The 24,896-nt window shown below is 59.7% G+C and carries 26 protein-coding genes and 2 pseudogenes; 9 read left to right on the top strand and 19 right to left on the bottom strand.

Annotated features, from left to right (window positions below):
* The first annotated feature begins 160 nt into the window (after window positions 1–160).
* A complete protein-coding gene (locus AC5O5I_RS13020; protein WP_494512692.1) occupies window positions 161–1,747 on the top strand; it encodes a phospholipase D family protein in 1,587 nt (528 codons plus the stop codon).
* 17 nt (window positions 1,748–1,764) lie between these two features.
* Window positions 1,765–2,163 carry a YfeK family protein gene (locus AC5O5I_RS13015; RefSeq protein ID WP_172285562.1) on the top strand — a complete coding sequence of 133 codons (399 nt, stop codon included), beginning with the start codon at window positions 1,765–1,767 and terminating at the stop codon, window positions 2,161–2,163.
* Between the two features lie 210 nt (window positions 2,164–2,373).
* Here AC5O5I_RS13015 and AC5O5I_RS13010 read toward each other — a convergent pair whose 3' ends face one another.
* The 5 genes and pseudogenes from AC5O5I_RS13010 to AC5O5I_RS12990 form a co-directional block, all read right to left on the bottom strand.
* Window positions 2,374–2,598: a DUF2188 domain-containing protein gene (locus tag AC5O5I_RS13010; RefSeq protein ID WP_172232880.1), complete on the bottom strand. Its 225-nt coding sequence runs from the start codon at window positions 2,596–2,598 to the stop codon at window positions 2,374–2,376.
* The gene (locus AC5O5I_RS13005; protein WP_172232883.1) at window positions 2,580–2,774 is read right to left on the bottom strand and encodes a hypothetical protein; all 195 of its coding nucleotides are present in this window, start codon (window positions 2,772–2,774) and stop codon (window positions 2,580–2,582) included. The genes AC5O5I_RS13010 and AC5O5I_RS13005 overlap by 19 nt, the downstream gene beginning before the upstream one ends.
* A gap of 192 nt (window positions 2,775–2,966) precedes the next feature.
* Window positions 2,967–3,065 (bottom strand): annotated as a pseudogene (locus AC5O5I_RS13000) (dimethylmenaquinone methyltransferase); the annotation flags it as partial.
* Between the two features lie 48 nt (window positions 3,066–3,113).
* Window positions 3,114–4,328, bottom strand: coding sequence for an MFS transporter (locus AC5O5I_RS12995; protein ID WP_172285561.1), 1,215 nt, complete (start codon window positions 4,326–4,328; stop codon window positions 3,114–3,116).
* Window positions 4,329–4,440: 112 nt separating this feature from the next.
* The gene (locus AC5O5I_RS12990) at window positions 4,441–5,601 is read right to left on the bottom strand and encodes an alpha/beta hydrolase (protein ID WP_494512691.1); all 1,161 of its coding nucleotides are present in this window, start codon (window positions 5,599–5,601) and stop codon (window positions 4,441–4,443) included.
* A gap of 129 nt (window positions 5,602–5,730) precedes the next feature.
* On the opposite strand from AC5O5I_RS12990, the gene AC5O5I_RS12985 reads away from it, so the two are divergent.
* Complete coding sequence (locus AC5O5I_RS12985) at window positions 5,731–6,636, top strand: LysR family transcriptional regulator (RefSeq protein ID WP_494512690.1); 906 nt, start codon at window positions 5,731–5,733, stop codon at window positions 6,634–6,636.
* On the opposite strand, the gene AC5O5I_RS12980 is transcribed toward AC5O5I_RS12985, so the two are convergent.
* Complete coding sequence (locus tag AC5O5I_RS12980; RefSeq protein ID WP_494512689.1) at window positions 6,631–6,957, bottom strand: hypothetical protein; 327 nt, start codon at window positions 6,955–6,957, stop codon at window positions 6,631–6,633. The two genes, AC5O5I_RS12985 and AC5O5I_RS12980, sit on opposite strands and share 6 nt — an antisense overlap.
* A 205-nt stretch (window positions 6,958–7,162) precedes the next feature.
* Between AC5O5I_RS12980 and AC5O5I_RS12975 the strand changes: the two genes are divergently transcribed.
* Window positions 7,163–7,345 carry a hypothetical protein gene (locus AC5O5I_RS12975; RefSeq protein ID WP_172285558.1) on the top strand — a complete coding sequence of 61 codons (183 nt, stop codon included), beginning with the start codon at window positions 7,163–7,165 and terminating at the stop codon, window positions 7,343–7,345.
* A 104-nt stretch (window positions 7,346–7,449) separates the two neighbouring features.
* The gene (gene chrA, locus AC5O5I_RS12970; RefSeq protein ID WP_494512688.1) at window positions 7,450–8,658 is read left to right on the top strand and encodes a chromate efflux transporter; all 1,209 of its coding nucleotides are present in this window, start codon (window positions 7,450–7,452) and stop codon (window positions 8,656–8,658) included.
* A 50-nt stretch (window positions 8,659–8,708) separates the two neighbouring features.
* Here the strand turns inward: chrA and AC5O5I_RS12965 are convergent.
* The 7 genes and pseudogenes from AC5O5I_RS12965 to AC5O5I_RS12935 form a co-directional block, all read right to left on the bottom strand.
* Window positions 8,709–9,220, bottom strand: a pseudogene (locus tag AC5O5I_RS12965) (TonB-dependent receptor domain-containing protein); the annotation flags it as partial.
* 75 nt (window positions 9,221–9,295) lie between these two features.
* On the bottom strand, window positions 9,296–9,709 hold the full coding sequence (gene arfB, locus AC5O5I_RS12960; protein ID WP_172223368.1) for an alternative ribosome rescue aminoacyl-tRNA hydrolase ArfB: 414 nt from the start codon (window positions 9,707–9,709) through the stop codon (window positions 9,296–9,298).
* A gap of 242 nt (window positions 9,710–9,951) precedes the next feature.
* The gene (locus AC5O5I_RS12955; protein WP_494512687.1) at window positions 9,952–10,371 is read right to left on the bottom strand and encodes a PA0061/PA0062 family lipoprotein; all 420 of its coding nucleotides are present in this window, start codon (window positions 10,369–10,371) and stop codon (window positions 9,952–9,954) included.
* Between the two features lie 83 nt (window positions 10,372–10,454).
* A complete protein-coding gene (locus AC5O5I_RS12950; protein WP_172223430.1) occupies window positions 10,455–11,204 on the bottom strand; it encodes an amino acid ABC transporter ATP-binding protein in 750 nt (249 codons plus the stop codon).
* An 11-nt stretch (window positions 11,205–11,215) separates the two neighbouring features.
* Complete coding sequence (locus AC5O5I_RS12945; RefSeq protein ID WP_494512686.1) at window positions 11,216–11,875, bottom strand: amino acid ABC transporter permease; 660 nt, start codon at window positions 11,873–11,875, stop codon at window positions 11,216–11,218.
* Window positions 11,876–11,885: 10 nt separating this feature from the next.
* On the bottom strand, window positions 11,886–12,533 hold the full coding sequence (locus AC5O5I_RS12940) for an amino acid ABC transporter permease (protein WP_494512685.1): 648 nt from the start codon (window positions 12,531–12,533) through the stop codon (window positions 11,886–11,888).
* A 65-nt stretch (window positions 12,534–12,598) separates the two neighbouring features.
* A complete protein-coding gene (locus tag AC5O5I_RS12935; RefSeq protein ID WP_172223435.1) occupies window positions 12,599–13,387 on the bottom strand; it encodes an ABC transporter substrate-binding protein in 789 nt (262 codons plus the stop codon).
* Window positions 13,388–13,671: 284 nt separating this feature from the next.
* Here AC5O5I_RS12935 and AC5O5I_RS12930 point away from each other — a divergent pair, with 284 nt between their 5' ends.
* Window positions 13,672–14,112: an Lrp/AsnC family transcriptional regulator gene (locus AC5O5I_RS12930; protein ID WP_172223380.1), complete on the top strand. Its 441-nt coding sequence runs from the start codon at window positions 13,672–13,674 to the stop codon at window positions 14,110–14,112.
* A gap of 45 nt (window positions 14,113–14,157) precedes the next feature.
* On the opposite strand, the gene AC5O5I_RS12925 is transcribed toward AC5O5I_RS12930, so the two are convergent.
* Window positions 14,158–17,205: an aminotransferase class III-fold pyridoxal phosphate-dependent enzyme gene (locus AC5O5I_RS12925; protein ID WP_494512684.1), complete on the bottom strand. Its 3,048-nt coding sequence runs from the start codon at window positions 17,203–17,205 to the stop codon at window positions 14,158–14,160.
* Window positions 17,206–17,347: 142 nt separating this feature from the next.
* On the opposite strand from AC5O5I_RS12925, the gene AC5O5I_RS12920 reads away from it, so the two are divergent.
* Window positions 17,348–17,788: an Lrp/AsnC family transcriptional regulator gene (locus tag AC5O5I_RS12920; RefSeq protein ID WP_172223387.1), complete on the top strand. Its 441-nt coding sequence runs from the start codon at window positions 17,348–17,350 to the stop codon at window positions 17,786–17,788.
* A 6-nt stretch (window positions 17,789–17,794) separates the two neighbouring features.
* Here AC5O5I_RS12920 and AC5O5I_RS12915 read toward each other — a convergent pair whose 3' ends face one another.
* Both AC5O5I_RS12915 and AC5O5I_RS12910 read right to left on the bottom strand, forming a co-directional pair.
* Entirely contained in the window at window positions 17,795–18,172 is a 378-nt protein-coding gene (locus tag AC5O5I_RS12915) for a DUF4440 domain-containing protein (RefSeq protein ID WP_172223390.1), read from the bottom strand.
* A complete protein-coding gene (locus tag AC5O5I_RS12910) occupies window positions 18,156–19,535 on the bottom strand; it encodes an MFS transporter (RefSeq protein ID WP_172223393.1) in 1,380 nt (459 codons plus the stop codon). The genes AC5O5I_RS12915 and AC5O5I_RS12910 overlap by 17 nt, the downstream gene beginning before the upstream one ends.
* A gap of 96 nt (window positions 19,536–19,631) precedes the next feature.
* On the opposite strand from AC5O5I_RS12910, the gene AC5O5I_RS12905 reads away from it, so the two are divergent.
* On the top strand, window positions 19,632–20,534 hold the full coding sequence (locus AC5O5I_RS12905) for a LysR family transcriptional regulator (RefSeq protein WP_494512683.1): 903 nt from the start codon (window positions 19,632–19,634) through the stop codon (window positions 20,532–20,534).
* A gap of 8 nt (window positions 20,535–20,542) precedes the next feature.
* On the opposite strand, the gene AC5O5I_RS12900 is transcribed toward AC5O5I_RS12905, so the two are convergent.
* The 3 genes from AC5O5I_RS12900 to AC5O5I_RS12890 form a co-directional block, all read right to left on the bottom strand.
* The gene (locus AC5O5I_RS12900; RefSeq protein WP_172223399.1) at window positions 20,543–21,178 is read right to left on the bottom strand and encodes a dTMP kinase; all 636 of its coding nucleotides are present in this window, start codon (window positions 21,176–21,178) and stop codon (window positions 20,543–20,545) included.
* 203 nt (window positions 21,179–21,381) lie between these two features.
* The gene (locus AC5O5I_RS12895) at window positions 21,382–22,485 is read right to left on the bottom strand and encodes a DmpA family aminopeptidase (protein WP_172287702.1); all 1,104 of its coding nucleotides are present in this window, start codon (window positions 22,483–22,485) and stop codon (window positions 21,382–21,384) included.
* A gap of 12 nt (window positions 22,486–22,497) precedes the next feature.
* Window positions 22,498–23,862, bottom strand: coding sequence for an APC family permease (locus AC5O5I_RS12890; protein WP_494512682.1), 1,365 nt, complete (start codon window positions 23,860–23,862; stop codon window positions 22,498–22,500).
* 196 nt (window positions 23,863–24,058) lie between these two features.
* Between AC5O5I_RS12890 and AC5O5I_RS12885 the strand changes: the two genes are divergently transcribed.
* Complete coding sequence (locus tag AC5O5I_RS12885) at window positions 24,059–24,850, top strand: helix-turn-helix transcriptional regulator (RefSeq protein WP_172223405.1); 792 nt, start codon at window positions 24,059–24,061, stop codon at window positions 24,848–24,850.
* Window positions 24,851–24,896: the final 46 nt, after the last annotated feature.

The following is a 24,896-nucleotide window of genomic DNA, read 5'->3' as shown; positions in this document are numbered from 1 at the left end:
CAGGGCCAACGTCGCAGTCTTTGGGAATGAACTACGCTTCAGAAAAAACCGCAGATCGAAGACGCATTGCAGAAGGTCGTTACGGCCGAATGCAGGGTGGTAAGGGAATGGCCATTCTTCGGGATCCGAGACCCACATCACCATCGTCAAGGTGCGCACAGTGAGAATCAAACAGCTCCAGATTGCCGCTCTCTCACTCACGCTTCTCCTTGGTGGATGTACAGCACCCAACACCCCCTACGAACCCACTCAGGCCTTGCCTGCAAACGATTCGGCGTTCGGTCGATCTATCCATACCCAGGTTGCTCCACATCACGGTCAATCGGGGTTCCGCCTATTCCCGGAGAGTGCCGAAGCTTTTGCCGCCCGCGCGGAGCTGATTCGTAGTGCTCAGAGCAGCATTGATTTGCAGTACTACATCGTCCACGACGGTATCAGTACTCGGATACTGCTGAGCGAGTTGCTCCTCGCAGCCGACCGTGAAGTGCGCGTCAGGATTTTGCTCGATGACACCACCAGCGACGACCTCGAGCAAACCCTCGCGACACTGACGACGCATCCGCATATACAGATCCGGGTATTCAACCCTCTCCATTTGGGCCGCAGTACCGTCGTGACACGCACGATGGGCCGGCTCTTCAACCTTTCCCAGCAACACCGGCGTATGCACAACAAATTGTGGGTGGTGGACAACTGTGTGGCCATCGTCGGTGGGCGCAATCTGGGGGACGAGTATTTCGATGCGGAGCCCAACAGAAATTTTACTGACGTTGACATGCTCAGTGTCGGCCCGGTCGCAGAACAGTTGGGACATAGTTTTGACGAGTACTGGAACAGTGGCCTCAGCAAGCCCATCGAGCAGTTCATATCGTTCAAGCCGACCAGCAGAGATCTGAAAGATCTTCGGACTCGGCTGGTTGCGTCCCTAGAGGAAACTCGCACCCAGAATCATGCGCTCTATCGGCAATTGATGAGCTATACCACCCAGCCACGCCTGAATGACTGGCGCAGGGAGTTGATCTGGGCCTGGAACAAAGCGATGTGGGATGCACCGAGCAAGGTATTGGCAAGTGGTGAACCTGCTCCGCACTTGCTGTTGGCCACCCAGTTGGCACCCGAGCTCAACGGGGTCAACAAGGAGCTAATCTTGGTGTCGGCCTATATGGTACCTGGCCATCCGGCAGTGGTGTACCTGACCCGTCGAGCCGACGCCGGCGTGTCGATCAGCTTGCTGACCAACTCTCTGGAGGCCACCGATGTACCGGCTTCGCACGGTGCTTACGCGCCCTATCGCAAGACCTTGCTCGAGCATGGTGTGAAGTTGTTCGAGTTACGTCGCCAAGCCGGTGGTCGGAGTGATAGCGATACCAGGCCGCATTTCTCTCACAAGGGATCCTCCAGCAGCCCCTCCAGTAGCTCCGACTCCAGCCTGCATACCAAAGCGATGGTGTTCGACCAACAGAAAGCGTTTGTCGGTTCGTTCAATTTCGATTCGCGCTCTTTGCTGTGGAACACCGAGGTCGGTGTGTTGGTTGATGATCCACAGCTCGCCGGACGGATGCGCGAACTGGCTCTGGAGGGCATGGCACCTGCCCTGAGTTACCAGGCCCGGCTGGAAGATAATCATCTGGTCTGGGTCACCGAGGACAATGGCCAACAACGCACGTTGACCACTGAACCGGGGGGCTGGTGGCGGCGCTTCAATTCGTGGCTCAGCAGCACGATAGGGCTTGAAAGGATGCTATAGCGTGGGTAGGACAAATCATGCGCAAGTGGAAGAAAGGCCCCCGGCGGGTCGTCAGCCAACTGATCACGGCAGTGAGTATTTGCGTGATCGCAATCACCGTTGCCACGCGGGTATTCGCCTTATCTCAAACCGCTAATGAAATAAGGAGCCTGCTAGAGTTTGTAGAAAAAAGTGACTGCAGATTTATTCGTAACGGCGCCGACTATTCAGGCCCCAGAGCCCGAGCGCACCTGGAGCAGAAGCTCAATTATCTCGAAAGCAAGAACATGGTGAGAAGCGCGGAAGACTTCATTGACCTTGCTGCAACTAAAAGTAGTGTTAGTGGCCGTGCCTATGAGGTGCGATGCTCAGGAGATGTAGAACCAGCAAGCGTGTGGTTGCACAGAGAGCTACAAAAGCAACGGGAGGTTCGCTGATCTCTACGTGAGCAAGTACCTATATAAGGCGCTGTCATCAACATCTCGTCCATTGCAGGCCTTGCGCCAGAGCTGCTCAACGGTGTCTATGGTGGCAGCAAAGAAATGCTCGAACGCTGCCGTGGAGAAAGCTCGCGAGCAGCCACTTGTACAACCCGTGGCTGCTCGCATCGCCGACCTCGATTTCAAGGTGACCAGCAGTAATGGTGATCACCCTTTCGAACGTCTCGGATCAGTAGACCGCGGGTAGGTACGTTCTTCCTCAATGGTGCCGTCGGCTTTGTGGATCTTCACCGATCCAGTTTTGCCGTCAAAAAAATCGGCCAGTAAACCCACCAACTCCTGCTTTGTCGAGGCCCGCTTGGAGGCCCGGACAGCGCCTGCTTTTTTGAGCTCCCAACCATCGGGGGTTTGACTCAGATGATAGTTCTCCATTGCCTTGCTCCTCTGACCTGGATGGATTCACCGTCGTCCTCCATGTCTTGCTCGGCCTCGTCAGCATCAGTGGCGTCGGCGTCATTCATGGGTGGTGACGTGGGCTTTACCGGGTCATTGATATAGGGAACGCCACTGGGGCCCTGCTCTTCAGTTCCTGCGGTATTGGGCTGCATAATTAGTCCTCCTGCAGATATTTGAGGACACACTCACGCCAACGTTCGATCGGAAAAGATATCAGCATTCTGGGTCAATAGCGGGGGTGTTGCGCAGGTGCAGCCTTCCGCTGCTCTACTTCTGCGTGGTTATCCAGCTATCGTGCATCCTCGCAGAAGCGGTGGATGGATTGGCACGCCGCACGCAGCGAGGAACGGTTGACCTACTGAAGGCGTAGTCGCCTTGACGGTACCCTTGACCGATATACCCCGCCCGAACACTGGGAAGCCATGCGCTTCAAGCGCGGCGATGGGGTCACCTGGATGGCCCCATCGCCCTTGGTCCTCATAAGCTCATGCTCAGCAAGATACTTGCGATCGCGATGTGAGAAAGGTGAGGAATGCCGCGACCAAAAGAATAGCCGCGCTCGCGATGAACGTGCTTCGGTACCCGCTCGCGTCGAACAGCACACCGCCCACTGTTGAGCCCAGTGCGATGCACAACTGAACGACAGCTACCATCAAGCCACCGCCGGCCTCAGCGTTGTCTGGCATCGCTTGGGCTACCCAGCTCCACCATCCAACAGGAGCAGCCGTGGCCATCAGGCCCCACAGCCCCAAGAGCACTGCTACAGGAACGACCCAGGCCCCCATGGGGATTAACGTGAGAGCGATTACCGCCATCAAAATCGAGATAATGATCAGGGTTCGGTAGAGTCCTCTTTTGAGGAAAGTGCCTATCAAGGCGGTGCCGATGAAGCCCGCCACCCCGATGACCAGCAGAACGAGCGACAGCGTGGTGATACCGACATGTGTCACGGTTTCAAGAAAGGGTCGCACGTAGGTGAACAGAGCAAACTGGCCCATGAAGAACGCACCACTGGCAGCCATGCCCAATGCTACAGGCCGCTTTCTGAGCAGTCTGAAAACATTGCTGGAGGTGGCGCGACGTGGAGCAGCTCTCATCGAGGGCAAGCTAAACCATTGCCAAGCCAGAACCATAAGGGCGACGGGTACCAGTGCAAGAAAGGCACCGCGCCATCCGACCATAGCGCCCAGATAGCTTCCCAATGGGGCGGCAATGACCGTTGCCAGAGCGTTACCGCTGTTGAAGATCGCAAGCGCTTTAGGCACCTGTTCACTGGGTACCAGCCTCATTGCCGTCGCTGCGGACATCGACCAGAAGCCCCCAATGACAACGCCAATAAGCGCGCGACCGACCATATAGACCAAGTAATTCGGAGCAAAAGCGACAACTGCGCCTGAGACGCCCATCAACGCGGTGAAGCCCAGCAACATCGCCTTTCGATCCATACTGCCGGCGATCCACGTGATCGACAGGCTTGTGAGAACCGCGAAGGCACCCGAAATCGCGATACCTTGGCCCGCCATGCCTTCGGTGATATGGAGGTCAGCAGCGATGGGTGTAAGCAGACTAACCGGCATGAATTCGGATGCGATGAGCGCAAAAACACAGAGGGTCATTGCGAATACGCCGCTCCAGTAGGCGCGCGGCTCACCGTAAGTTTTTGAGGTCGCAGAGCCTGACGTGGCGCTGCTCATTTGATTTGTCATGGATTCCTCGCTGTGTGTACCAACGGGCTGACGCAACTGACCGCGCCCATTCAAAGACTGGGCGTCCTTGTCATTGGCGCCAGGCGTGTTTCAGTTCGTCAGGGGCTTACGCTCAAGCCAGGTGCTGCTGGAAGAATGCTGTCAATTTGTCGAAAGGGATCTTGTCCATGCGGTCGTACAAATCCACGTGATCCGCATTGGGGACAATCAACAGCTCTTTAGGGTTCGAGGCTGCCTTGAAGACGTCCTCGGAGTAATAACGCGAGTGAGCGTTCTCGCCAGCGACCAGTAAAATTGGGCGTGGAGAGATCATTTCGATGTTCGCGTACATTGGGAAGTTGAAGAACGACACGGGAGTGGTTGCCGTCCACGCCGTTGTCGAGTTAACCCCTCTCGGGTGGAAGCCGCGAGGCGTACGGTAGTAATCGAAGAATATCGCCAATACCGGGTTCGGATCTTTCGGCAGCGTTTCTGGCAATACACGCTGGCCCTTCAGGATGTTGCCATTCTCATCAAACGGTACTTCGTGGTTGCCCAACGCAGGCTTGCCAAGCTGTGCATCAGCCCAACGCTGCTGGCTCAGGTAGTCGACCACCTGGTGGCGTTGCTCTGTGGTGTAACTGTCTTTGTAGCTTCGGCTCATGCTACGGGACATGTCGTACATCGATGAAGTGGCGACCGCTTTGATTCGGGAGTCGCTTGTGGCTGCAGTCAGTGCCATCCCGCTGTAACCACAGATGCCAATGACGCCAATGCGGTTTCGGTCGACGTAGGGCAGCAGCCCCAAGAAGTCGATAGCAGCGCTGAAGTCTTCGGTGTTGATATCGGGGGATGCGATGTTTCGGGTTTCGCCACTGCTTTCGCCTGTAAACGAAGGGTCGAAAGCGACTGTGACAAAGCCGCGCTCAGCCATCACCTGAGCGTACAGACCGCTGGCTTGTTCTTTGACAGCCCCGAAGGGGCCACTGACTGCTAACGCTGGCAGTTGCGTGCCTGCCGTGTTTTTCGGGCGGTACAGGTCGGCCGCTAAAGTAATGCCATAGCGGTTTTTGAAAGCTACCTTCTGGTGGTCGACTTTGTCGCTCTTGGGAAAGGTTTTGTCCCACTTGCTGTCGAGCTGCACGCCGCTTGTGGCAAAGGCACCATCAGGAAGCGCTGCACCCACGCTAATCGCTGCAATTCCGGTGCTGGTCATCCTCAACAATGTGCGACGCCCAACACCAGGCTTTACTACGTCCGGGTGATCTAGAGGGATTTCAGTAGGCTCGGTCATTTGGCAGTCCATATGCGACCCGTTGATGATGACTACAATGGTCTGCTCCAATAGCCCATCTGACTAGCTACTTAATACTTACAAAACCTATAAGCTAGGCTAATCAATAATCTGTGCGATACTTGCGGCATGGCCAAACGCAACTTCAACGATCTGCTTTCATTCGTCACTGTCGCCCGCGAGAAAAGCTTCACGCGTGCAGCTGCGCTGCTGGGCGTGTCCCAGTCGGCCCTAAGCCAAACCGTGAGTGGCTTGGAAGCGCGCTTGCAGATTCGGCTCCTGACTCGTACTACTCGCAGCGTCTCACTGACCGTTGCGGGTGAGCGCCTGCTGAATGCCGTCGGGCACCGTTTTGATGAGATTGAAGCCGAGCTGGACGAGCTGACGGATCTGCGAGACAAACCAGCGGGAACGGTAAGGATCACAAGCGGTGATCACATCTTGCGCACGACCTTGCTGCCCAAGCTCACGCCTTTTTTGCTTGAACACCCCGACATAAACATCGAGTTTGATGTGAGCTACGGCCTCCGGGATATCGTCAGCGACCGCTTCGACGCAGGTGTTCGTATGGGCGACACGATCGACAAGGATATGATCGCAGTGCCCATTGGCCCACAGCTACGCATGGCCGTTGTTGCCTCTCCGGCGTACTTCGCGGAACACCCGAAGCCAAAAACACCCAAAGACCTTATCCGCCACAGATGCATAAATCAGCGGATGCAGAGTTCAGGGGGGCTCTACGTTTGGGATTTCCAGAAAAGGGGCCGACAGGTGAATGTCCGTGTGGATGGGCAACTCACGTTCAACACCTCACCTAATATCGTCGACGCTGCAGTTGCAGGATTAGGTGTTGCCTGGCTTCCCGAAGAGGAATTTGCTCCTCACCTGAAAGATGGGAAGCTGGAGCGTGTGCTGGAAGACTGGTGCCCCCCATTTGCGGGCTACTACCTTTACTACCCAAGCCGTCGCCAACCCTCACCCGCTTTTACCTTGGTCGTTCAAGCTTTGCGGTACCAATTCCAGGCCGTCCTATGAGCTTTCCTGATCTGGCAACGAGCGGAACCACTGAGCGTACGGCGTGTTATCAGCTTTATAGCGGTTGTAGTCCGGGCTTGCGTCGCTCCACCATACGGGCCCCCTCTCCCCCAATGCCACCTTCGCTTGATTTACCGCTACTCGAGCGATACGCATCTGAACTGCATCGCTTGATGCCTTCGCTTCCTTCACGGCTCGCCTAGCTTTCATCAGGTCGTGCACCAAGTGCTGACGCTCTTCGTCAGAAAGCGCGGGATTGCTGCAGCGCCAAAGCTGGCCTTTAACTACGAAATAGCGACCGTCTGGTGTCGTTGGATGCATAGTACAGACTCGTGAGCGGATACCTCTCAGACAACCGAATCGCGCCAGGGGCTGCAAAAGGTATTTTTGCAAAAACGAAGGCGTAGTCGGAAGAGTACAGCGCCGCACGTGTTTTGGAATGAACGTTCATGGCCCATCCCGACTCCACCTAATGCTCTCGCAGGAACGAGGGCAGCACCTGCGATTTTTCCAAGGAGACGGAACCATGAGCCTCACCCTGCGTTGCCTGAAATGCGATGGAAAGCAGCTCGTTCAGCCGATCAGACTGCATCGCAAATCACTGATTACCTGCAGAGGCTGTGGGACCATCAGTCATCACGGCGATCTTGTCGAAGCGGCAGGGCTGCGCCTCATGGCCAAGCTCAAGCAGCAGCTGAAAGCTGGTTAAATGCCGCATGTATTTCATCTAGGTCCCCACCAAGGCAATACGATCCCCTAAAATTGGCTTTCTCCAATTACGGGTATGTGAAAGCTCTCAATGGATCATCCAGTATGACCACCAGCCGTCAAGCCGACCGCAGCCCGTGGGCTGTCTTCGTGATTTTCCTTCGCCTGGGGCTGACATGCTTTGGTGGGCCTATTGCGCATCTTGGCTATTTCCGCAATGAGTTTGTGGTGCGACGACATTGGCTGAGCGAGCGTAGCTACGCTGATCTGGTTGCCCTTTGCCAGTTTCTACCGGGGCCAGCCAGCAGCCAGGTGGGTATCGCATTGGGGCTTTCACGTTCTGGCTACGGCGGCGCATTAGCCGCCTGGCTGGGCTTTACCCTCCCCTCGGCGATTGCCATGATCCTCTTCGCACTGGGTATCGCCAGTTATGGCGCTGCCATGCCCGCCGGGGTGTTACACGGTTTGAAGGTGGTTGCAGTGGCGGTTGTTGCCCAAGCGGTATGGGGTATGGGTCGCAATCTTTGCCCCGACCCACCTCGTATCACGATCATGATGTTTGCCACCTGCCTTGCGTTGTTCGTCCCGTCTGCTATCTGGCAAGTCGGGATCATTCTTGTCGCCGCGATGACTGGCCTGTGGCTCCTGAAACCTCAGCCATACGACACCCATGAGCCGTTGCCCATTTCTGTGAGCCGTCGCGCCGGGATTTTGTGGCTGGCGCTGTTCTTTGCGCTGTTATTAAGCCTCCCGCTCCTGACGAAACTCTCGGCGAGCCACGGTTTGTCTCTGGTGGACGCCTTCTACCGGACCGGGTCGCTGGTATTCGGAGGGGGGCATGTGGTACTGCCACTGCTGCAGGCGGAAGTCGTCACACCTGGTTGGGTTGATGCCGATGTATTTCTGGCTGGCTACGGTGCAGCGCAAGCTGTTCCAGGGCCACTCTTTACCTTTGCAGCCTTTCTGGGCGCCTCGATGAACCAGGCACCCACCGCTTGGCTCGGGGGCATGATCTGCCTGGTCGCCATCTTTATACCTTCATTTTTACTGATAGCTGGTGCCTTGCCTTTCTGGGAGAGCCTGCGCGGCAATACCCTCATGCAAACAGCTTTACAGGGAACAAATGCGGCCGTAGTCGGGCTGTTGCTGGCCGCTCTCTACCGGCCGGTATGGACGAGCGCAATACTCACTCCACAAGACTTCGTCCTCGCCATTGTGGCCTTGATCGCGCTCATGTTCTGGAAGTTGCCGCCATGGCTGGTAGTGCTCGGCAGCGGCGTTCTCGGGGGACTTCTGACGTCGGTGAAAGTGTAAGCCGTCACGACTGCGCAGCGCCAGGCATCACGCCTGGCGGCGCCTTGGCCCTACAATTTCCAGTCCAGGCTGACCATCATTGTCCGTGGCTCACCTTGGTAAACACCGTTGTAGAATCCAACATTGTTGTAGTAGTGCTCGTCAAAAAGGTTCTTCACGTTGACCGACGCTGCCAAGGGTTCATCGATTTGATAACGTGCCATCAACCCCACCACCGAGAACGCCTTCTGGCCGAGTTAGCCAACTTGAAACTGTCGCTCTGCCAATCCAGGCTCGCCCCCACGGTGAGTACCGGGGTCATTTTGTAAGTGCTGGAGAAGCGCACCAGGTTCAATGGCTACTCGGTGTTTCTTCTCTTCTTTTCAGCGGTGGCGGCGTGGGTGTAGCTGTAGCCCAGGCTCATTTGCCAATCAGTCATCACCTCGCCCGCAACCTCGGCCTCGAAACCTTCAACGACCACCCCTTTGCCACCGCTCTTGTAGAAAATTTCATTGCCATTGGGCGGCACAGAGTCATCCTGCTCGGCCACGTTATCCTGTTTACTGCGAAACACGGCAGTGCTTTGTCAGATGCCGCATGTTTTGAGACAGCCCTCCGCCATCGCGGAAGTTAATCAGTAGCGGTCTTCGGCCATTGGCTAGTACTCCACCTTGCCCCGCCCTGCCTTGACGTTGCTGCGCCTGGCTTTGCCTTCGAGGCGGCGGGTTTTCGAGCCGAGGGTCGGCTTGGTGGGGCGGCGTTTCTTCTCGGTCTTGCCGGCAGCGATGATCAACTCGGCTAGACGCGCCAGTGCGTCGGCACGATTCTGCTCCTGGGTACGGTACTGCTGGCCCTTGATGATCAGCACGCCGTCGCCGGTGATGCGACTGTCACGCAGCGCCAGCAGCCGCTCCTTGTAAAATTCGGGCAGCGATGAGGCCCGGATGTCGAAGCGCAGGTGCACGGCGCTGGACACCTTGTTGACATTCTGCCCACCCGCGCCTTGCGCGCGGATGTAGGTCAGTTCGATGTCGGCATCCGGCAGATGCACGCTATTGGAGATGATCAGCATGAAAGGGCCCTTGTGATTGCCCTCATTATCACAGCCTTCGCCCCGCTGCCCTAGAACAACACACTATTCCTTGAATCAGCACGTAAAGGCACACGCATGGAGTACAAATGTTCTCTTGCCGGTTCGGGGCGATAGGTGCCGCGCGCAGTGGAGGCGAATGGCAGCCATGTAGGCTCCTTGATGGGTGCCAAGGGGACGCCCACGCCACCCCACTGGGCATCACCAACCTGGGCGGTCGGTGATCACAAGCAGTAGAACTCGCTGAGCTCTGCAACCACCTGGCGCCTGCCGTCGTACAAGCGCGCCTCGGGCGTCAGCGCCATCGATCGGGCCTCCAGCAGGTATCGCTCGCCTGCTTTGAAGTGTGCATAAGGAATGGTCAGGTAGCACTGGCGAACCGTGGTGCCGCCCATCATGCTCGTTCCCCCGCCCCCGCCAACTTCGTAGTCGAACCGGACGAGCAATTCATGGCTGCCTGGGCTGACCTGAAAAAAGCGCCCGTCGCTCAGGCGCTGTCTGTCCAGGCGCTCGGCCATCAGCACCCTGTCATTGGGAAATGGCACCGATAAGTCGACCCAGGCCATCTGTGGGTTTGCGGCTGGCATGGGCGCCTGACACCCCGCACCCGCCATGACGGCGAGAAACAGCATCAGTCTACGCACGGTATATGCCTCCAGGGATAACACGCTCAGGATACCCCCCAGCACGGGCAGTTGACACATGCGTGCCTGACCATCTTGAGCAACTAGCGAGCGTGAAGATGCTTCTTCAAGAATGCCCGTGTGCGCTCCTGGTTCGGGCTGCTCAGAATCTCACCTGGTGCACCCTGCTCTACAACCACCCCGCCATCCATGAACACGATCTGATCAGCCACCTCGCCGGCAAAATGCATCTCATGGGTGACGATCAGCATGGTCATGTGCTCGGCCGCCAGTTGTTTCATTACCAGGTTCACTTCCTCGACAAGCTCAGGGTCCAGCGCCGACGTCGCTTCGTCGAACAACATGACCTTGGGCTGCATGGCCAGTGCCCGGGCAATGGCGACGCGCTGCTTTTGCCCACCGGACAACCGCGATGGATACTCGTCGATCTTGTGCGCCAGCCCAACCTTTTGCAGGTACTCAAGCGCCAGCTCCCTGCCCGCTTTTTTTGAATAGCCCTTGAGTTTTACCGGCCCGATCGCGATGTTTTCACAGACGGTGAGGTGCGGGAACAGATTGAAATGCTGGAACACCATGCCCATTTGCTGGCGCACCTGGTTGATGTGCTGTTCGAAGGCACGGCCTTTCAAGGGCTGGTTGACCTGGGCGCCGTCAAGCCAGATTTCGCCGCCATTGAGCACTTCAAGATGATTGATCGACCGCAGCAATGTGCTTTTGCCCGAGCCACTGGGGCCGATGATGGCGACGATCTGCCCACGCGAGACCGACAGGTCGATGCCCTTGAGCACCTCAACTGCGCCGTAGGCTTTGCGAGCGCCCTTCACTTGCACCATAGCGTTGTTATTCATCGTGACATCTCGACCTTTGCTTCAAGAATGTTCAGACCGGCCTCGAGTACCAGGTTGGCTAGGTAGTAGATCACCGCGACGGCGATGTAAAACTCGAAGGGGCTATACGTTTCGCTGACCGCCAGTTGTGCGCTGTAGACGAGTTCGGCGATACCGATGATCGATACCAGTGAGGTGTCCTTGAGCAATACGATGAGGTTGTTGCCCAACGGCGCTATGGTCTTTCTGAGCGCCTGCGGCACAATGATGTAGCGCTGGGTGAGTGCCCTGCTCAGGCCAATGGAGCGTGCGCCTTCGATCTGGCCTGGATCGACAGACTCGATCCCGGACTTGATCACCTCTGCGTTGTAGACTGCGAAATGCAGGCTCAACCCGATGATACCTGCCGCCAGCGCCGGAATATCGATCCCCACCTGGACCAACCCGTAGTAGATCAGATAGAGCTGCAGTAACAGTGGCGTACCCATCAACAGCCAGGTCACGAAGCGTACCGGCAGCGCCAGGGATTTGGGCGCGTACAGGTCGACCAATGCGAATAGCACGCCAACGATCAGGCTGATCACACTCGAACAGAGAAACATGACAACCGTCCACCATAACCCCGTTGCCAGCATGTCGAGATAAGGTGTTACGACGCTTGGGTTCAATCCTTCCACGGACCACTCCTTACTGGGTCGAGTAGCGTCTATCCAGCACGTCCACCAGGTATTTGACCGAGTAGACCATGACGATATACAGCAACGCGGAAACCATGAATATTTCGAACGGCTTGTAGGTTGAGCTGATAAAACGCTGAGCGGTGTAGGTCAGCTCCACCACTGAAATGGCCGATACCAGTGCGGAGCCCTTGATCAGGCCGATGGCATTGACGCCCAGCGGCCTGATCATGAGTTTGAGTGCCTGGGGAATAGTGATGAACAGCAGCGTTTGACGGCGGCTGAAACCAATGCACCGCGCGCCCTCTTCCTGGCCCGGGTCGACATTGTCGATGGCGCCGCGAATGGACTCGGACATATAGGCCGCGATATTCATGCCCAAACCGATCACCGCTGCGGAAAACGGTTCCAGTTCGATGCCAACCTGTGGCCCGCCAAAATAGATAATGAACAGTTGCACCAGACACGGTGTGCCGCGGAACACGCTTACATAGAGTCTTGCCGCCCACCTGAAGAGGATGAAAGGCGATAATCTGCAAGCAACCAGCAGCATTGCCAACAGCAAGCCCAGCAACAATGACAGCAATGAAATCTGCACGGTGACCCACGCCGCCTCGAGGAAGAACGGGTAGGTGCGCTGGATTAATGATAGATCCATGGGAACCACTCGAATAATCGGCTAACCAGGCCCGGCCACGCTGGCCAGGCCGTTCTGGACGCGCGTCAGCGAATATCGCTACCCACCCATTTCATCGAGATTTCCTTGTAGGTGCCGTCTTCCAGGATCTCGTCCAGCGCCTGCTGCAGCCGGGCCTTGAGTTCAGGGTTGTTCTTGCGGATGGCAATGCCGAGCCCCTCACGACCACCCTGCTCGTCTGGCAGCCTGATGATGCGCACTTTCTGCCCGGTCTCTTTCACCGCCACCATGACTGGAATACTGTCCATTACCACAGCATCGATACGCCCGGCTTCAAGATCCACCAGCATTTCCGGCAAGCCCTTGTAAGTGCGCACCTTCAAGTTGCCGCGGGCACGCGCCCATTTGTCATGCGAGTCGCCCAGGGTGACGCCAACGGTGACATCCTTCAGGTCATCGAGCCCTTTGATCGGTGAATCTTCCTTCACCCCGATAGTACGGCCTGCATGGTAGTAAGGCCCCACGAAGTCAACTGCTTTCAAGCGTTCCGGGGTAATGGTCATGGACGCGATGACGGCGTCATACTTCTTGGCCAACAGCCCGGCAATAATGCCGTCGAAAGGCGTTGTAATGATTTTTATCTTCACACCCAGACGCTGGGCCAGTGCTTCACCCACCGAAGCGTCGAAACCGACAATTTCATTTCTTTCATTGGCAAAGCTGAACGGCGAGTACTGCCCGCTCATGGCCACTCGAAGTACTTTGGCCTCTTCTACAGCCTGCAGGTCATCGGCTTGCGCTATACCGTGAGCGAACAATGCAGCCGCTGCGACAGCGGTTGAAGCCAGTAGCATTCTTGTTGTTCTTGCCAGCATCGCGGCGCTCCTTGGAAGTTTGTATTTCTTATTGTTTTGGGCTCGCAGGTCCCAACCTTCACCGAAAGCTTTGCACACCGGTACTTTGAAATCACCCTGCAATGTGCAGGTTCAGCTGGCACATTGCCGGGATACACCGGCATAACGTCGGTGCCACTTTCGCCTGACCGAAACTGCAGTAGTGTCATGCTTGCGCTAAACAGCAGCAAGTTCACGGCTGCCTGCCCCCGGCACTTTGCCGGGCGCGGGTGCCATTTACCGGTCAACAGGCGGGAGTGTCGGCATTGCGCGATTTAGACGTCAAGGATCGGGAAATCCTCGAGATACTGTCCAAGGAAGCACGTGTGGCACTCAAGGCGCTGGCAGCCAGGATAGGCCTGTCCAGAAGTGCCACCAGCGAACGGGTCTTGCAGCTGGAGCGCAGCGGGGTCATTCGCGGGTATAGAGCCGACATTGGTGAAATCGATGCCAACGTTATCCGGGCAATCATTCTGGTAGCGCTGAAACGCACGCCCGCGCTGGGGCTGCTGGACCTGCTGGCGCAGAACGCCCAGGTGAAGCGGGTTTCGTCGGTCAGCGGGCAGCTTGATCTGGTAATCGAGGTAGAGTCACGGACCATCGATGACCTGAACCGGGTACGGGACGCCGTGGCCTGCCACGATTCGGTAGATGACATCACCACGGCGGTGGTCTTGCGACGTGATATCGACCGGCAGAAAGCCTGAAGTTGGCTTGCAAGGCGTGCCTGTCGACACGCCCTGCCCGCCCGGTTATTTCAACGCCGCTGCAAAGCTGTCTTGCAACACATCCAGCAGAAAATCAGCGTTCGCCCGGCTGAAAATCATCGAAGGACGCATCTTCAACACGTTGTCGTAAGGGCCTTCCGTGCCGATCAACACCCCACGCTCCCTGGCACCATCTGCAATTTTCCTGGCCAATGCGGTAGCCGGCGCCTTCGACTGGCGGTCGGTGACCAGCACAATGCCAAGGAACAGGCCAAGCCCTCGCACATCGCCGATGACATCAAATTGCTGCTGGAGCCTGCGGAAACCGTCGAGCAGGTAGTTGCCGACCTGCAATGCATTCTCTTTCAGCCCGTCACGCTCGATCGCGTTGAGCACCGCCAGCCCCACAGCACAAGAGACCGGGTTGCCGGCGAAGGTATTGAAGTACTCCATGCCGTTGTCGAAGGCATCCGCCACCTCACGCGTAGTGACGACCGCCGACATAGGGTGGCCATTACCGATCGGCTTGCCCATGGTCACGGCATCCGGCACCACGCCCTGGGTCTCGAATGCCCACCAGTGGCTGCCCACGCGCCCAAAGCCTACCTGCACCTCATCGGCCAGGCACAACCCACCTTCGGCGCGAACCATGGCGTACACCTCTTGCAGGTAATGCTCGGGAAGGAATACCTGGCCCGCCACGCTAGGGATCGACTCCGCGATAAAGAACCCAGGGGCCTTGCCTGCCTTGCGCATGGCATCCAACTGGTCAGCGACAGATTCGGCGAAGCGCTTGCCGTGTTGCTCCAGCGGCCAATGCTCGGGGGCGTAGTAGCTGTCCGGCACCACCGCCTCGTAAACATGCGGCGCCCTGCCTTTGCCTGCCTTGCGCTTGTACTTGTAAGGGCTCAGGTCGATCAGCTCCTGGGTGGTGCCGTGGTAGGCCCAGTCCAGCACGATTGCCTGGTCACGTCCTGTGTAGTTGCGCGCCATGCGCAGCATCAGGCTATTGGCTTCACTGCCCGAACAGGCGAAAGACGCTACGCAAAGGCCTTCTGGCAGGGTGCCGGTCAGGCGCTCGGCGTATTCGACGATATTGTCGTGCAGGTAGCGGGTGTTGGTGTTCAGCAGCGCGGCCTGGCGAGTCAAGGCTTGCACGACGTCGGGGTGGCTGTGGCCCAGGTGGCAGACATTGTTGAAGCAATCCAGGTAGGCCCGGCCGAAGTTGTCGATCAGCCACACGCCGTCACCGCGCACGAACTTGATCGGGTCGCTGTAGGAAATCGACAGGTTAGGCAACAGCAACGCCTTGCGTTTGGCGATGATCTGGGCCTTGGTCATCCCGTCCTGGCTGAAGGTTTCTGGCGGGATACCGGCCAGCGCCGAAGCATCAGGGAACAGGTCCGCCCAGACTTCGCGGTATTCGGGCTCACCCACACCGATGATCTCGCTCGCGCTCAGCCGGGTATCGGTGGTCATCTGCAAGTGCAGGTGCGGAATCCAACCGCCGTTCTCATGATCGGCACCCATGTAGCCGACCAGGTCACCGGCGTTCAGCCTGTCCCCGGCTTTCAAGCGGCCGAGTGCCTCATGGGCCATGTGCCCCCAAAGGGTCAGGAACGGCGGACAACCAGGTGGCGTGTGTTCGATCATCACCAGGCCGCCATAACCCAGCGGATCTGGTTCCACTTCAACGCTTTTGACCACACCGGCGACGGGCGCATACAGCGGCGTACCCGCTGGCATCACCAGGTCGACGCCCACATGCAGCGTGCGGCGCTCCCCCTTGATGAAGCGCGACTCGAAAGCGCTATCGGTGTAGATGGTGCGCAGTTCGCCCCACGGTCCGATGGCCAGCGGCACCTTGTGCGCAGCAGAGAATTCATCCCACCAGCGGGTGGCATCGGCAGGGCGCTGTTCGGCTGAAGCGATGGTCATCTCGTGGCTGGCGTCACCAAACGGCGCAAGCACCTTGTTCAGGATGGCAGCTGACGGGCGCACCAGGTCGGCGAAGGCTTTGTGGTTGTGCGCGATCCAGGTGCGGACCGCGCCCGCACCTTCAATGGCATCAAAACCACAGGCCTTGCGCAGGATCCCGGTGGCGAGCCGCGGGTTCATCGCATCCAGCCGCTCCAGCAGGCGCCAGGCAGGTGCCTCGCTGATGGCCAGGTAAGGGTTGTCGTCGGTCTGATCATGCCGCGACGCGGAAAAGGTGACGCTGATGACCAAACGCATGGCGATCAGGTCGAACAGCACATCAAGCTCTTGTGCCTGCAGCGGGTAGCACTCATGGAAGCCCGCAGCCAGTGCAGCCGCAGCGCCGACGGGGTCGTCCATGTCGAGGATGGCGTAAGCGCTGGCGATCGCGACCTCGGCAATCAGCACGGTATGCACTGCATCGCCGAAGTCGATGAAGCCGGTCACGCTGCTGGTGGTTTCGGCATCGACCAGGATGTTCCAGTCGTTGGCGTCGTTGTGGATCACCTGGGCGCGCAGTGCGGCCAGCTTCGGCCGGACGGTCGCTTCGAAGCGGCTGATGAAACGCTCGAGCATGGCCCGGCGTTCAGGGTCCTTGATGTAATGCAGCCGCGAGCGCGAACGCGCGGCATGGCGCAGGTCCCAATCCAGCTCGCGCACCGCCCCTGGGTGCATGAACCCCTGCAGCGCGCGGTCAAGCTCACCCAGCGCCCGGCCGAAGTTGCCCATCAGCGCAAAGCTGCGCCTGGCCTCGGCCAGCGGCTTACCGGGCAACCAGCTGACCAGACGCAGCGTATGCTGTTCGCCACTGGCACTGGTCACCGACGGCAACACATCGCCTGCCACACTTGCCCGCACGTGCGGCACGCCCAGGTGCGCGCCATGGGCAGCCAGGTGACCCAGCAGCGCGGTTTGAAACTCGCTTTCGACACGGGGTTCCGTGGCGTTGACGATTTTCAGGATCCAGCCTGCATCGACGCCGGTAGTCAGCCGGTAATTGCGATCTCGCTCCCCGTCCAGTGGCGTCGCGGCGCCGCTGATATTGAAGAATTCTTTGGCGAGGCCCTCTGCATCGCTTGCCGAAAACCGAGGTGCCGGGTGGGAAAGGTCTGTCATGTCATCACGTTCCAGGCGAGCAAATTGTTTTTCAATAGCTTGTCATGCACCACCGAAACCGACACCCTGCATGCTGTCGGGATCGACAAGCATAATGCCGGTTCCGGCCGGCATAAAGACGGTGGGCGGATTGGGTGGTGCAATGCGGGAGCTGGACGCAAAAGACCGTGAGATTCTTGAAGTACTTTCGAAGGACGCGCGCATTGCCCTCAAGGCACTGGCAGGCCGTATAGGCCTTTCCAGAAGTGCCACGACAGAACGGGTCGCCAACCTTGAGCGCAGCGGGGTCATTCGCGGATACCGCGCCGACATTGGCGAAATAGACGCGAACGTCATCCGCGCGATCCTGCTGGTGACGTTGCAACGCACACCGGCCATGGGCCTGCTCGACCAGCTGGCAACGGACGCACGGGTGCGCCGCGTTTCCTCGGTGAGCGGGCAGCTTGACCTGGTGGTCGAAGTCGAGACCCGCACAATCGAAGACCTGAATCAGGTGCGTGACAACGTCGCAAGGCACGAGTCGGTGGACGACATTACCACCTCGGTGGTGCTGCGCCGTGACATCGACCGCCAGGGCGCCTGAGTGCCTTCAAGCCGCCCAGGTTTCATGGAGATGGCGCCATAGCACCTGCCCGGCCTGCAGGCTGAACAGGACCGTGGAGATGCGTGCCTTGGCCGGCTGACCGGGCACATGATGCGTTTCCCGATAACTGACCACTGCCCCCTCCGGCCATTGCGCGAGAACCTGCTGCTCGGTGAGCTCGATGCACAACCCGGGCTGAGAGCCACCACGCTGGGCAAACAGTGTTGAGACCTCGCCCAGCCCCAGTTGCATGCCGGCCGGTGTCACCATGGCAAAGTCCGGGTGAAAGCGCTTCAGCATGCCGGCAACAGAGCCCTCCCCTGTGGCAAACAGCGCTTCGATCATGTCATGCAGAGCGATGACTTCCTCAAGATACGGGTTCATGGCATTCCTTTCGTTTTGCAGATGAAAAAAGGCGAAGCCAGCCGAGGGTTGCCAGGCACAACAGCTGCACTGCCCCCGCCAGCATGAAAGTGGTCTGGTAGGCAGTTCGGGCGCCGAGGAACGTTGCCAGCAAACCGAAGACCAGGCTGCCAGAGGTTACCCCCAGGCAGAAACTCAACTGCCGGTTCAGGGCCCAGAGAGTGCTGGCCTGGCCGAGCGCCGATGCAGGCAATGTGGAAAATGCAGCGCTTTGCGCGACGCTGGTGCACAAGCTGCCGCCAAGGCCGAGCAGCGCATAGGCGATCGTCAATGACGGCACGCTCGAAGCCAGCGCCAGCAATGCATAACCCGGTATCTGCAGCACGATCCCGACCAGCAGCAACGGCACAGGGCCGAACCGTTTGTAGCCCCAGGTGGTCGATGCTATCGCCAGTGCTGCCCCCAGTGTCCATGGCAGCATCAGGCTACCCGCTGCACTTGGGCTCCAGCCAAGCTGGGCCTGAAGGTAAAGCATGGCCAGCAGGTTCACCCCGATGAACAGGCCCGGTATGGCCAGGTACAAGACCAGCGACGCCGCGAATACGGGCTCACGGGCCACCGAGAAATCCACCAGTGGTGCTGCACTGCGCCGAGAATGCCTGATGTAGCCGGCGAGCAAGCCTGCCCCCAGCAGCAACCACGCAGCAGCCTTGCAGGCCGCACCATTGCCTGCTTCGGTCATGCCCAGCAAGCCGATGCCAATGCCGGCCCCGGCCAGGAGCATGCCCTTGCCATCGAAAGCTTCTGGAGCCGCCGTTGCCGGTGTGCGCGGTAACCAAACAGCCCCCAGCACCAGCGTGATCAGCGCGATCGGCAGGCTGGCGAGCAGCACCCACTGCCACGGCATGTGCTGCGACAACCAGCCACCCAGCACGGGGGATACGGCGGGCGCCAGCAGCCCGGTGGCCATGATCGCCATGGTTACCCTGGGGCGCTCGTCGGCAGCGTACAGCCGGTACACCAGCGCCTGCCCGACCGGAATGAACAGCCCGGCAGCAAAGCCTTGCAGCCCGCGCAAGGGCAATAGCAAAGCCATCTGGCCGGCCCCGAGGATCAACATCGTCGCCGCCGAGAAAAGCACCAGCGAACCCAGCAGCACTGGGCGCTCGCCCAGGCGCTCCCCGAGCCATCGACTGGGCAGCATCCCCAGCATCAACCCCAGCAGATAGGCAGTGCTTACCCAGGCCAAGGTCGCCACATCGGCCTGCAGGGCTTCGCCGATGCTCGGGGCGACCACCGCCGTGATGAATGTATTGATCAGATCAAGGAAGAACCCCAGCAGGTAAACGCAGGTGATGCGACGACGCATGTCGAGTAAGGCCACGGTGAACTCCAGTCAGCGAGCCTGACTGTAAGCAAACAGCTGCTGGGGCATAAGTGCTGTAATATCGTTCACACTGTTCGCTATTTTTTGACAATCATGCTCGATCTTCACCGTGTTGCCACCTTCGTGGCTGTCGCAGATACCGGCAGTTTCACCAAGGCAGCCCAATTGCTCGCCCTGTCCAAGGCCCGGGTCAGCTTCAACGTCCGGCGCCTGGAAGCAGACCTGGGGGTCAGCCTGCTGGCCCGCAATACCCGTCACACCGTGTTGACCGATGTCGGGGCCACATTCCTGCGCGAGGCGCGCCAGCTGCTTGAGCTTGCACAGCGGGCGTCGGCAAGCGTGCAGCAGTCGCATGCCGGGCTCGGCGGGCGCTTGCGCATCACCAGTACGCCGGCCTTCGCACAGCGAGCGGTGCTGCCCTTGATGGCGGACATGGCAGAGGCTCACCCTGATCTGTCGATCGAGCACGTAGCCTCATCGCAGCTCAGTGACCTGGTTGCCGAACGCTTTGATGTCGCCATCCGCCTGGGGCAGTTGGCAGACTCCGATTTCAAGGCCGCCAGAATTGGCGACTATGCGTTGCAAGTGGTCGCCAGCCCGGCGTACCTGCAGCGCCACCCGATCGCCTCGCCGCACGCGCTGGTACACGCGCACTGGCTGGCGCATACGCAACTGCGCGATGCGCCGTGGCGCTTCTTCAAGCCCGGGTTGTTGCCCCGTCACGCGCGCTTCGAGTACCCACCGCGGTTGCAGGCGGACAGCGCCGAAGCCTTGATGGCCATAGCCGTGCGCGGCCTAGGGGTGACGCTTCTGCCAGCCTGGCTAGTGGGTGAAGCCATCGCCATGGGTGAACTCGACGCCGTCGTCGACCCCGCGCATCTGCTGCGCCAGCCCATCCATGCGCTGTACCGGAACAGCATGTATGTACCGGCTGCGATCCGCGTTTTCATCGACCAGCTGACGGATCGATGGGCTGCGCTGGAAACCACGCGGTAGAGGCCGGATCAGCAACCTGCCAGGTTCTGGCGTTGCTGCAGCACGTTGTTTATCTCAGTGGTCAACTGGCGTGTGGCCGCTTCTATGCTTCCCTCGTTACGGCACAGCAGCCAGCCGTGTTCTGCAGCCGCACGCTCGAACGCCTCGGTGCAGGCAGCCTGTTCCTCCAGACGATGGATGACCGTGCTGCCCAGCCCTCGTGTGCGGGCTGCGGCCCTGGCCCATGAAGTCTGCGGGTCGGTGACCACGCCGACGTGCAGGTCTGGCACCTGGACATCACGGCGCAGGTTCAATTGCAAGATGTCGGCAAATGGCACGCTGCGGCGAAACGCGGCGTCGGACGGGTACCAGCGATCGATCAGGATGATGCTGCCCAGCGGCTGGCGTGGCAGCACGGACCGGGAAATCCAGGCCCGGCTTTCGGCAAAACGTTCACAAACCTGCAGCTCCAGCTCGCACGAGGGGTTTCTGGCGAGCTGGTTGACCAGGGCCATGGTCTCGCGCCTGAAGGGGTCGTTGTTCTTTTCGCACAGGCGGATCACCTTCTTGCCTTCGGCCCTCAGGGCCTGGGTAACGGCCTCGAGCAGCGTGGTCTTGCCGGTGCCCTTGGGGCCGTCCATGGAAACAAACAGCGGGCGGTTCATGTTCGGTACCGGTTGGGTTTGGGGCGGGATGAGAGCATTTATTGCGACGCGGGTTCAAGGGGAAGCGTGAGGGGTACATTTGTACTCCGCAGCAGGAAATGATCGGTTCGGATGGAAGAGTTCATGTTTTTTGGCAGATTGCGCCAGGGCTGACAGGCGCTGCATATTTTGCGGCAAGCACCTGTCAGCCCTGACGCCCCCCCTCAAACCCGAGCCTTCCAGCCCACCTCCCGCAGTGCCGCCAGCAGCGCTGCCCCCGCCAGCCCTGGCACCTGTCGTCCGTCCCCGGCCACCATGCCCCGGCTGGCCAGCATCGCGTTGACGATCGCTTCCTCCACCGCCTCGGCCGCCGCCGCAAACAGCGGCGAAATATGGTCATTGTTGACCATCGCCACCTGCGCCGTGGTCGGCAGATCGCGGCGGTTGTAGTCGGCCGGCGCCAGCCCGGTATTACCCGTTGAAAACGCCAGGAACACATCACCACTGGAATCGTCGGTGCCGCCCCCCGTGCGGGCAATTCCCAGCGCAGCACGTTGCGCCAGGCGCTGGCATTGATGCGGCAGCAACGGTGCATCGGTAGCCAGCACCACCACGATCGAGCCCATACCCGCGGTGTCCTGCTGTGCAAATGGCGACGGCAGGTCCAGTAGCACCCGGCCCACCGGATAACCGTCCACCCTCAGCTCACGACGCTGGCCGTGATTGGCCTGGACGAACGCACCCACAGTCCAGCCACCCTGCTCTGCCGGCACTACCCGTGACGCGCTGCCAATGCCGCCCTTGAACTCATGGCAGATCATGCCGGTGCCGCCGCCAACCGCGCCCTCGGCCACCGGCCCGCTGCTGGCGGCGGCCAGCGCTTGCTGGACCAGGTCTGCATCCACATGCTGGCCCCAGATATCGTTCAACACCCCGTCGTAGGTCTCCATCACCACCGGCATGCACCAATAGGTCGACGTGTCGGCCAGGGTCGCATGCTCGTGCGCGATCAGCGCGTCGCGCACTACCCCGACGCTGTGCGTGTTGGTGGTAGCGATGGGAGTGGTCAGCAGGCCCGCTTCACGAATCCATTCCAGCCCCGTGGCATCGCCATTGCCGTTCAGCACATGGCAACCGGCAAAGCAGGGCTGGTAGCGCGCCGGTCCGTCGCGGGGCTCAATGACACTGACCCCGGTGCGCACAGGTTTGCCGCCATGGCTGGTGTTCAAGGTGGCGTGGCCCACCCGTACGCCAGGTACATCGGTAATTGCATTGTGGGGGCCTGGCTGGCCAAGGCCCAGCGTAATGCCCAGGTCGCGTGCTCGCATCATGTCTCTCGCTCAAAGTTTCTGGAAGGCAGGGCTCAACTTGCCGTATGTGCCGTACAGCACCACAGAGGTCAGCAGCATGCCAAGGATGATCAGGATGTCCCGGGCCGAAGCCTCACTCAGGAGGGTGGTCAACAGGTACCCCGCCCCCGTCACCGCAACCAGTGCCGGCAGAGGCCACAGCGGCATCCGGTACGGGTGTTCGCGGTCACGCCGCAGTACCCGGCTGAACAGCGCGCACAGGCCCACCACCAGGTACACGCCGAGGATCAGCAGTACCGTGAAGGAGGTAAGCTCCGACAAGCTGGAGCTGAAGGTCAGGGCCGCAGAGGGCACGGCGAGGAACAGCGTGGCCAGCCACGGCGATTCCCACTTGGCGTGGATGCGGGTGAAGGCACGGTTCAGGGTGGGCATCCACAACGCGTCTCGCCCACTGCTGTAGATCACCCGGCCACTCTGGATCACCAGCGCGATGATCGCGTTGAACACCGAAAGGAAGATACCGGCACTGACCAGGCGCGACAGCGTTTCGTTGCCATGGGCGGTCAGCAGGTAGCCGATCGGGTCGGGACTTGCCAGCATCGCTTCCAGCGAGGGCGCACCGATCAGCAACGCCACCAGCGGAATCACTTCGATGGCTACCACCAGCACCAGCGACCACAGTACCGCCCGAGGGATACCGCGCCCGCCACACTTCATGTCCTCGGCCAGCAACACGGCGCCGCCATAACCGTTGAACGAGAACAGCGCCGTACCGACCGCCCCGATCACCAGTGCCCAGGGTGCCGCGTGCAATATCCCGTTATCCAGTACCAGTGGGGTGACGAGCGTGCCGAGCGGTTGCTGGGCGTGGCCAAAGCCCAACACCACGATCACCATCAGTGCCGCTACCTCAAGCAGCAGGCAGATGCCGGTGACCCACGCGTTGAGCTTGATGTTGAGGATGCCGAGCAGATAGCCCAGCGCCACAATCACCAAGGCCACCGTCTGCCCGTCCAGCTGGGTACCCAGTGCCGCATTCAGGTAGGTGGCTGCCCCGGTGGCCAACACAGGCGGCACAAATACCAGCATGGCCAGCACGGTAAGAAAGGTCGCGTAACCTGCCATGCCGCCAAAGACCCGTTTGGCGAACACGTATTCGCCGCCGGCTGCGCTGTGCGCACGGCCCAGCTCGGCGTAGCAAAGCGCGAACATCAGCGCCAGTACGCCACCGAGCACAAAGGCCCAGATTACTCCGGTACCTGCCTGGGCAATGGCAAACGGCGCAATCACGAATACCGAACTGGCGGGGGTTACCGAGGACACGGTAATGGCAACTACATCAGGCACGCTCAGCGTGGGTTTCAGCGCCGGGGTGGGGGCATTACAGGGCGTCATATGTTCATCCTCACGTTATTGTTGGTGTGTCAGGAGGCAGAACCAGCAGGCGAACGATGGCGGGCTCGACGGCCCGCTTGATGGGGATGGAATCTATGCGCCAGCACCCGCCTGGACAATTCCCACTAAGGGTTACCCCCGTTGACAGCGGCGGCCAATCGCGCACCAATGCCTTACCGCTTTCAAGGACCGTGTCGTGGACATTCTCTTTCATGAAGTTGCCGGCCACGCCGCCCTGGCCCGAACCATCGAACACATCGGCGGCCCGCGCTTCTGGCGGCAGCTGATCCTGGTGTTGCGCCACTGGGTGCCATTCGACAATGCGCTGGCGATTCACTTCCCGCCCCAGGGCGCCCCGCACGTACTGGAGGAATACGATGCCGCGCCAGCGCCCGCCGCCGGTGAGCTGTACCTCGACGGGCTGTACCTGCTCGACCCTTTCTACCAGGCTGCGCGCGAAGGCTTGCCCAGTGGTTGCTACCACCTCGAGGAGGTGGCGCCGGATCACTTCTGGCAAGCGGACTATTACCTGAACTACTTCCAGGCCCATGTGCTGGTGGACGAAGTACAGTTTCTGCTGCAGTTGCCCGACGGGGTGCTGTCGCTGTCGCTGGGCATGCGCCGCGCGTTCGAGACGGCGGAGCTGGGGAAACTCACCTTGGTCAGTGCCTGGGTATTGGCGTTGCTCCAGCAGCACTGGGCCCGCAGCGGCGTCTCGGTACCCGTTCAGCCAGCCGTTGGCGACGCCTTGGCAAGGTTCGGCCAAGGCCTGTTGTCCGAGCGCGAGCTGGAAATCGCCCGGCTCATCCTGCGCGGCTACTCGTCCAAGGCCATGGCACAACGGCTGGGGATCTCGCCCGAGACCATCAAGGTGCACCGACGGCACCTGTACACGAAACTGAACATCTCGTCCCACCCCGAACTGTTCTCGATGTTCATTCGCGAGCTCGGGTTTTCCGATGACCGCGGGGCGAACCCGATTGCCTGAACGCGCCTGGCCGGCTTGCTATCCCCAAGCCGAACAATGCCTGCTA

The sequence above is a fragment of the Pseudomonas sp. 9_2_1 genome (genome assembly GCF_059295275.1).
Note: the sequence above shows the minus strand (reverse complement) of the source record. Positions and strands in the feature narration are given on the sequence as shown.

Bases quoted from the DNA above. Each gene is read 5' to 3' on its own strand.
- AC5O5I_RS13015 (WP_172285562.1), top strand. From the start codon at position 1,765: ATGCGCAAGTGGAAGAAAGGCCCCCGGCGGGTCGTCAGCCAACTGATC.
- AC5O5I_RS12980 (WP_494512689.1), bottom strand. From the start codon at position 6,957: ATGCATCCAACGACACCAGACGGTCGCTATTTCGTAGTTAAAGGCCAG.
- AC5O5I_RS12975 (WP_172285558.1), top strand. From the start codon at position 7,163: ATGAGCCTCACCCTGCGTTGCCTGAAATGCGATGGAAAGCAGCTCGTT.
- AC5O5I_RS12940 (WP_494512685.1), bottom strand. From the start codon at position 12,533: ATGGATCTATCATTAATCCAGCGCACCTACCCGTTCTTCCTCGAGGCG.
- AC5O5I_RS12995 (WP_172285561.1), bottom strand. From the start codon at position 4,328: ATGACAAATCAAATGAGCAGCGCCACGTCAGGCTCTGCGACCTCAAAA.
- arfB (WP_172223368.1), bottom strand. From the start codon at position 9,709: ATGCTGATCATCTCCAATAGCGTGCATCTGCCGGATGCCGACATCGAA.
- AC5O5I_RS12985 (WP_494512690.1), top strand. From the start codon at position 5,731: ATGGCCAAACGCAACTTCAACGATCTGCTTTCATTCGTCACTGTCGCC.
- AC5O5I_RS13010 (WP_172232880.1), bottom strand. From the start codon at position 2,598: ATGGAGAACTATCATCTGAGTCAAACCCCCGATGGTTGGGAGCTCAAA.
- AC5O5I_RS13005 (WP_172232883.1), bottom strand. From the start codon at position 2,774: ATGCAGCCCAATACCGCAGGAACTGAAGAGCAGGGCCCCAGTGGCGTT.
- AC5O5I_RS12905 (WP_494512683.1), top strand. From the start codon at position 19,632: ATGCTCGATCTTCACCGTGTTGCCACCTTCGTGGCTGTCGCAGATACC.
- AC5O5I_RS12990 (WP_494512691.1), bottom strand. From the start codon at position 5,601: ATGACCGAGCCTACTGAAATCCCTCTAGATCACCCGGACGTAGTAAAG.
- AC5O5I_RS12900 (WP_172223399.1), bottom strand. From the start codon at position 21,178: ATGAACCGCCCGCTGTTTGTTTCCATGGACGGCCCCAAGGGCACCGGC.
- AC5O5I_RS12890 (WP_494512682.1), bottom strand. From the start codon at position 23,862: ATGACGCCCTGTAATGCCCCCACCCCGGCGCTGAAACCCACGCTGAGC.
- AC5O5I_RS12935 (WP_172223435.1), bottom strand. From the start codon at position 13,387: ATGCTGGCAAGAACAACAAGAATGCTACTGGCTTCAACCGCTGTCGCA.
- AC5O5I_RS12925 (WP_494512684.1), bottom strand. From the start codon at position 17,205: ATGACAGACCTTTCCCACCCGGCACCTCGGTTTTCGGCAAGCGATGCA.
- AC5O5I_RS12950 (WP_172223430.1), bottom strand. From the start codon at position 11,204: ATGGTGCAAGTGAAGGGCGCTCGCAAAGCCTACGGCGCAGTTGAGGTG.
- AC5O5I_RS12895 (WP_172287702.1), bottom strand. From the start codon at position 22,485: ATGCGAGCACGCGACCTGGGCATTACGCTGGGCCTTGGCCAGCCAGGC.
- chrA (WP_494512688.1), top strand. From the start codon at position 7,450: ATGACCACCAGCCGTCAAGCCGACCGCAGCCCGTGGGCTGTCTTCGTG.
- AC5O5I_RS12915 (WP_172223390.1), bottom strand. From the start codon at position 18,172: ATGAACCCGTATCTTGAGGAAGTCATCGCTCTGCATGACATGATCGAA.
- AC5O5I_RS12920 (WP_172223387.1), top strand. From the start codon at position 17,348: ATGCGGGAGCTGGACGCAAAAGACCGTGAGATTCTTGAAGTACTTTCG.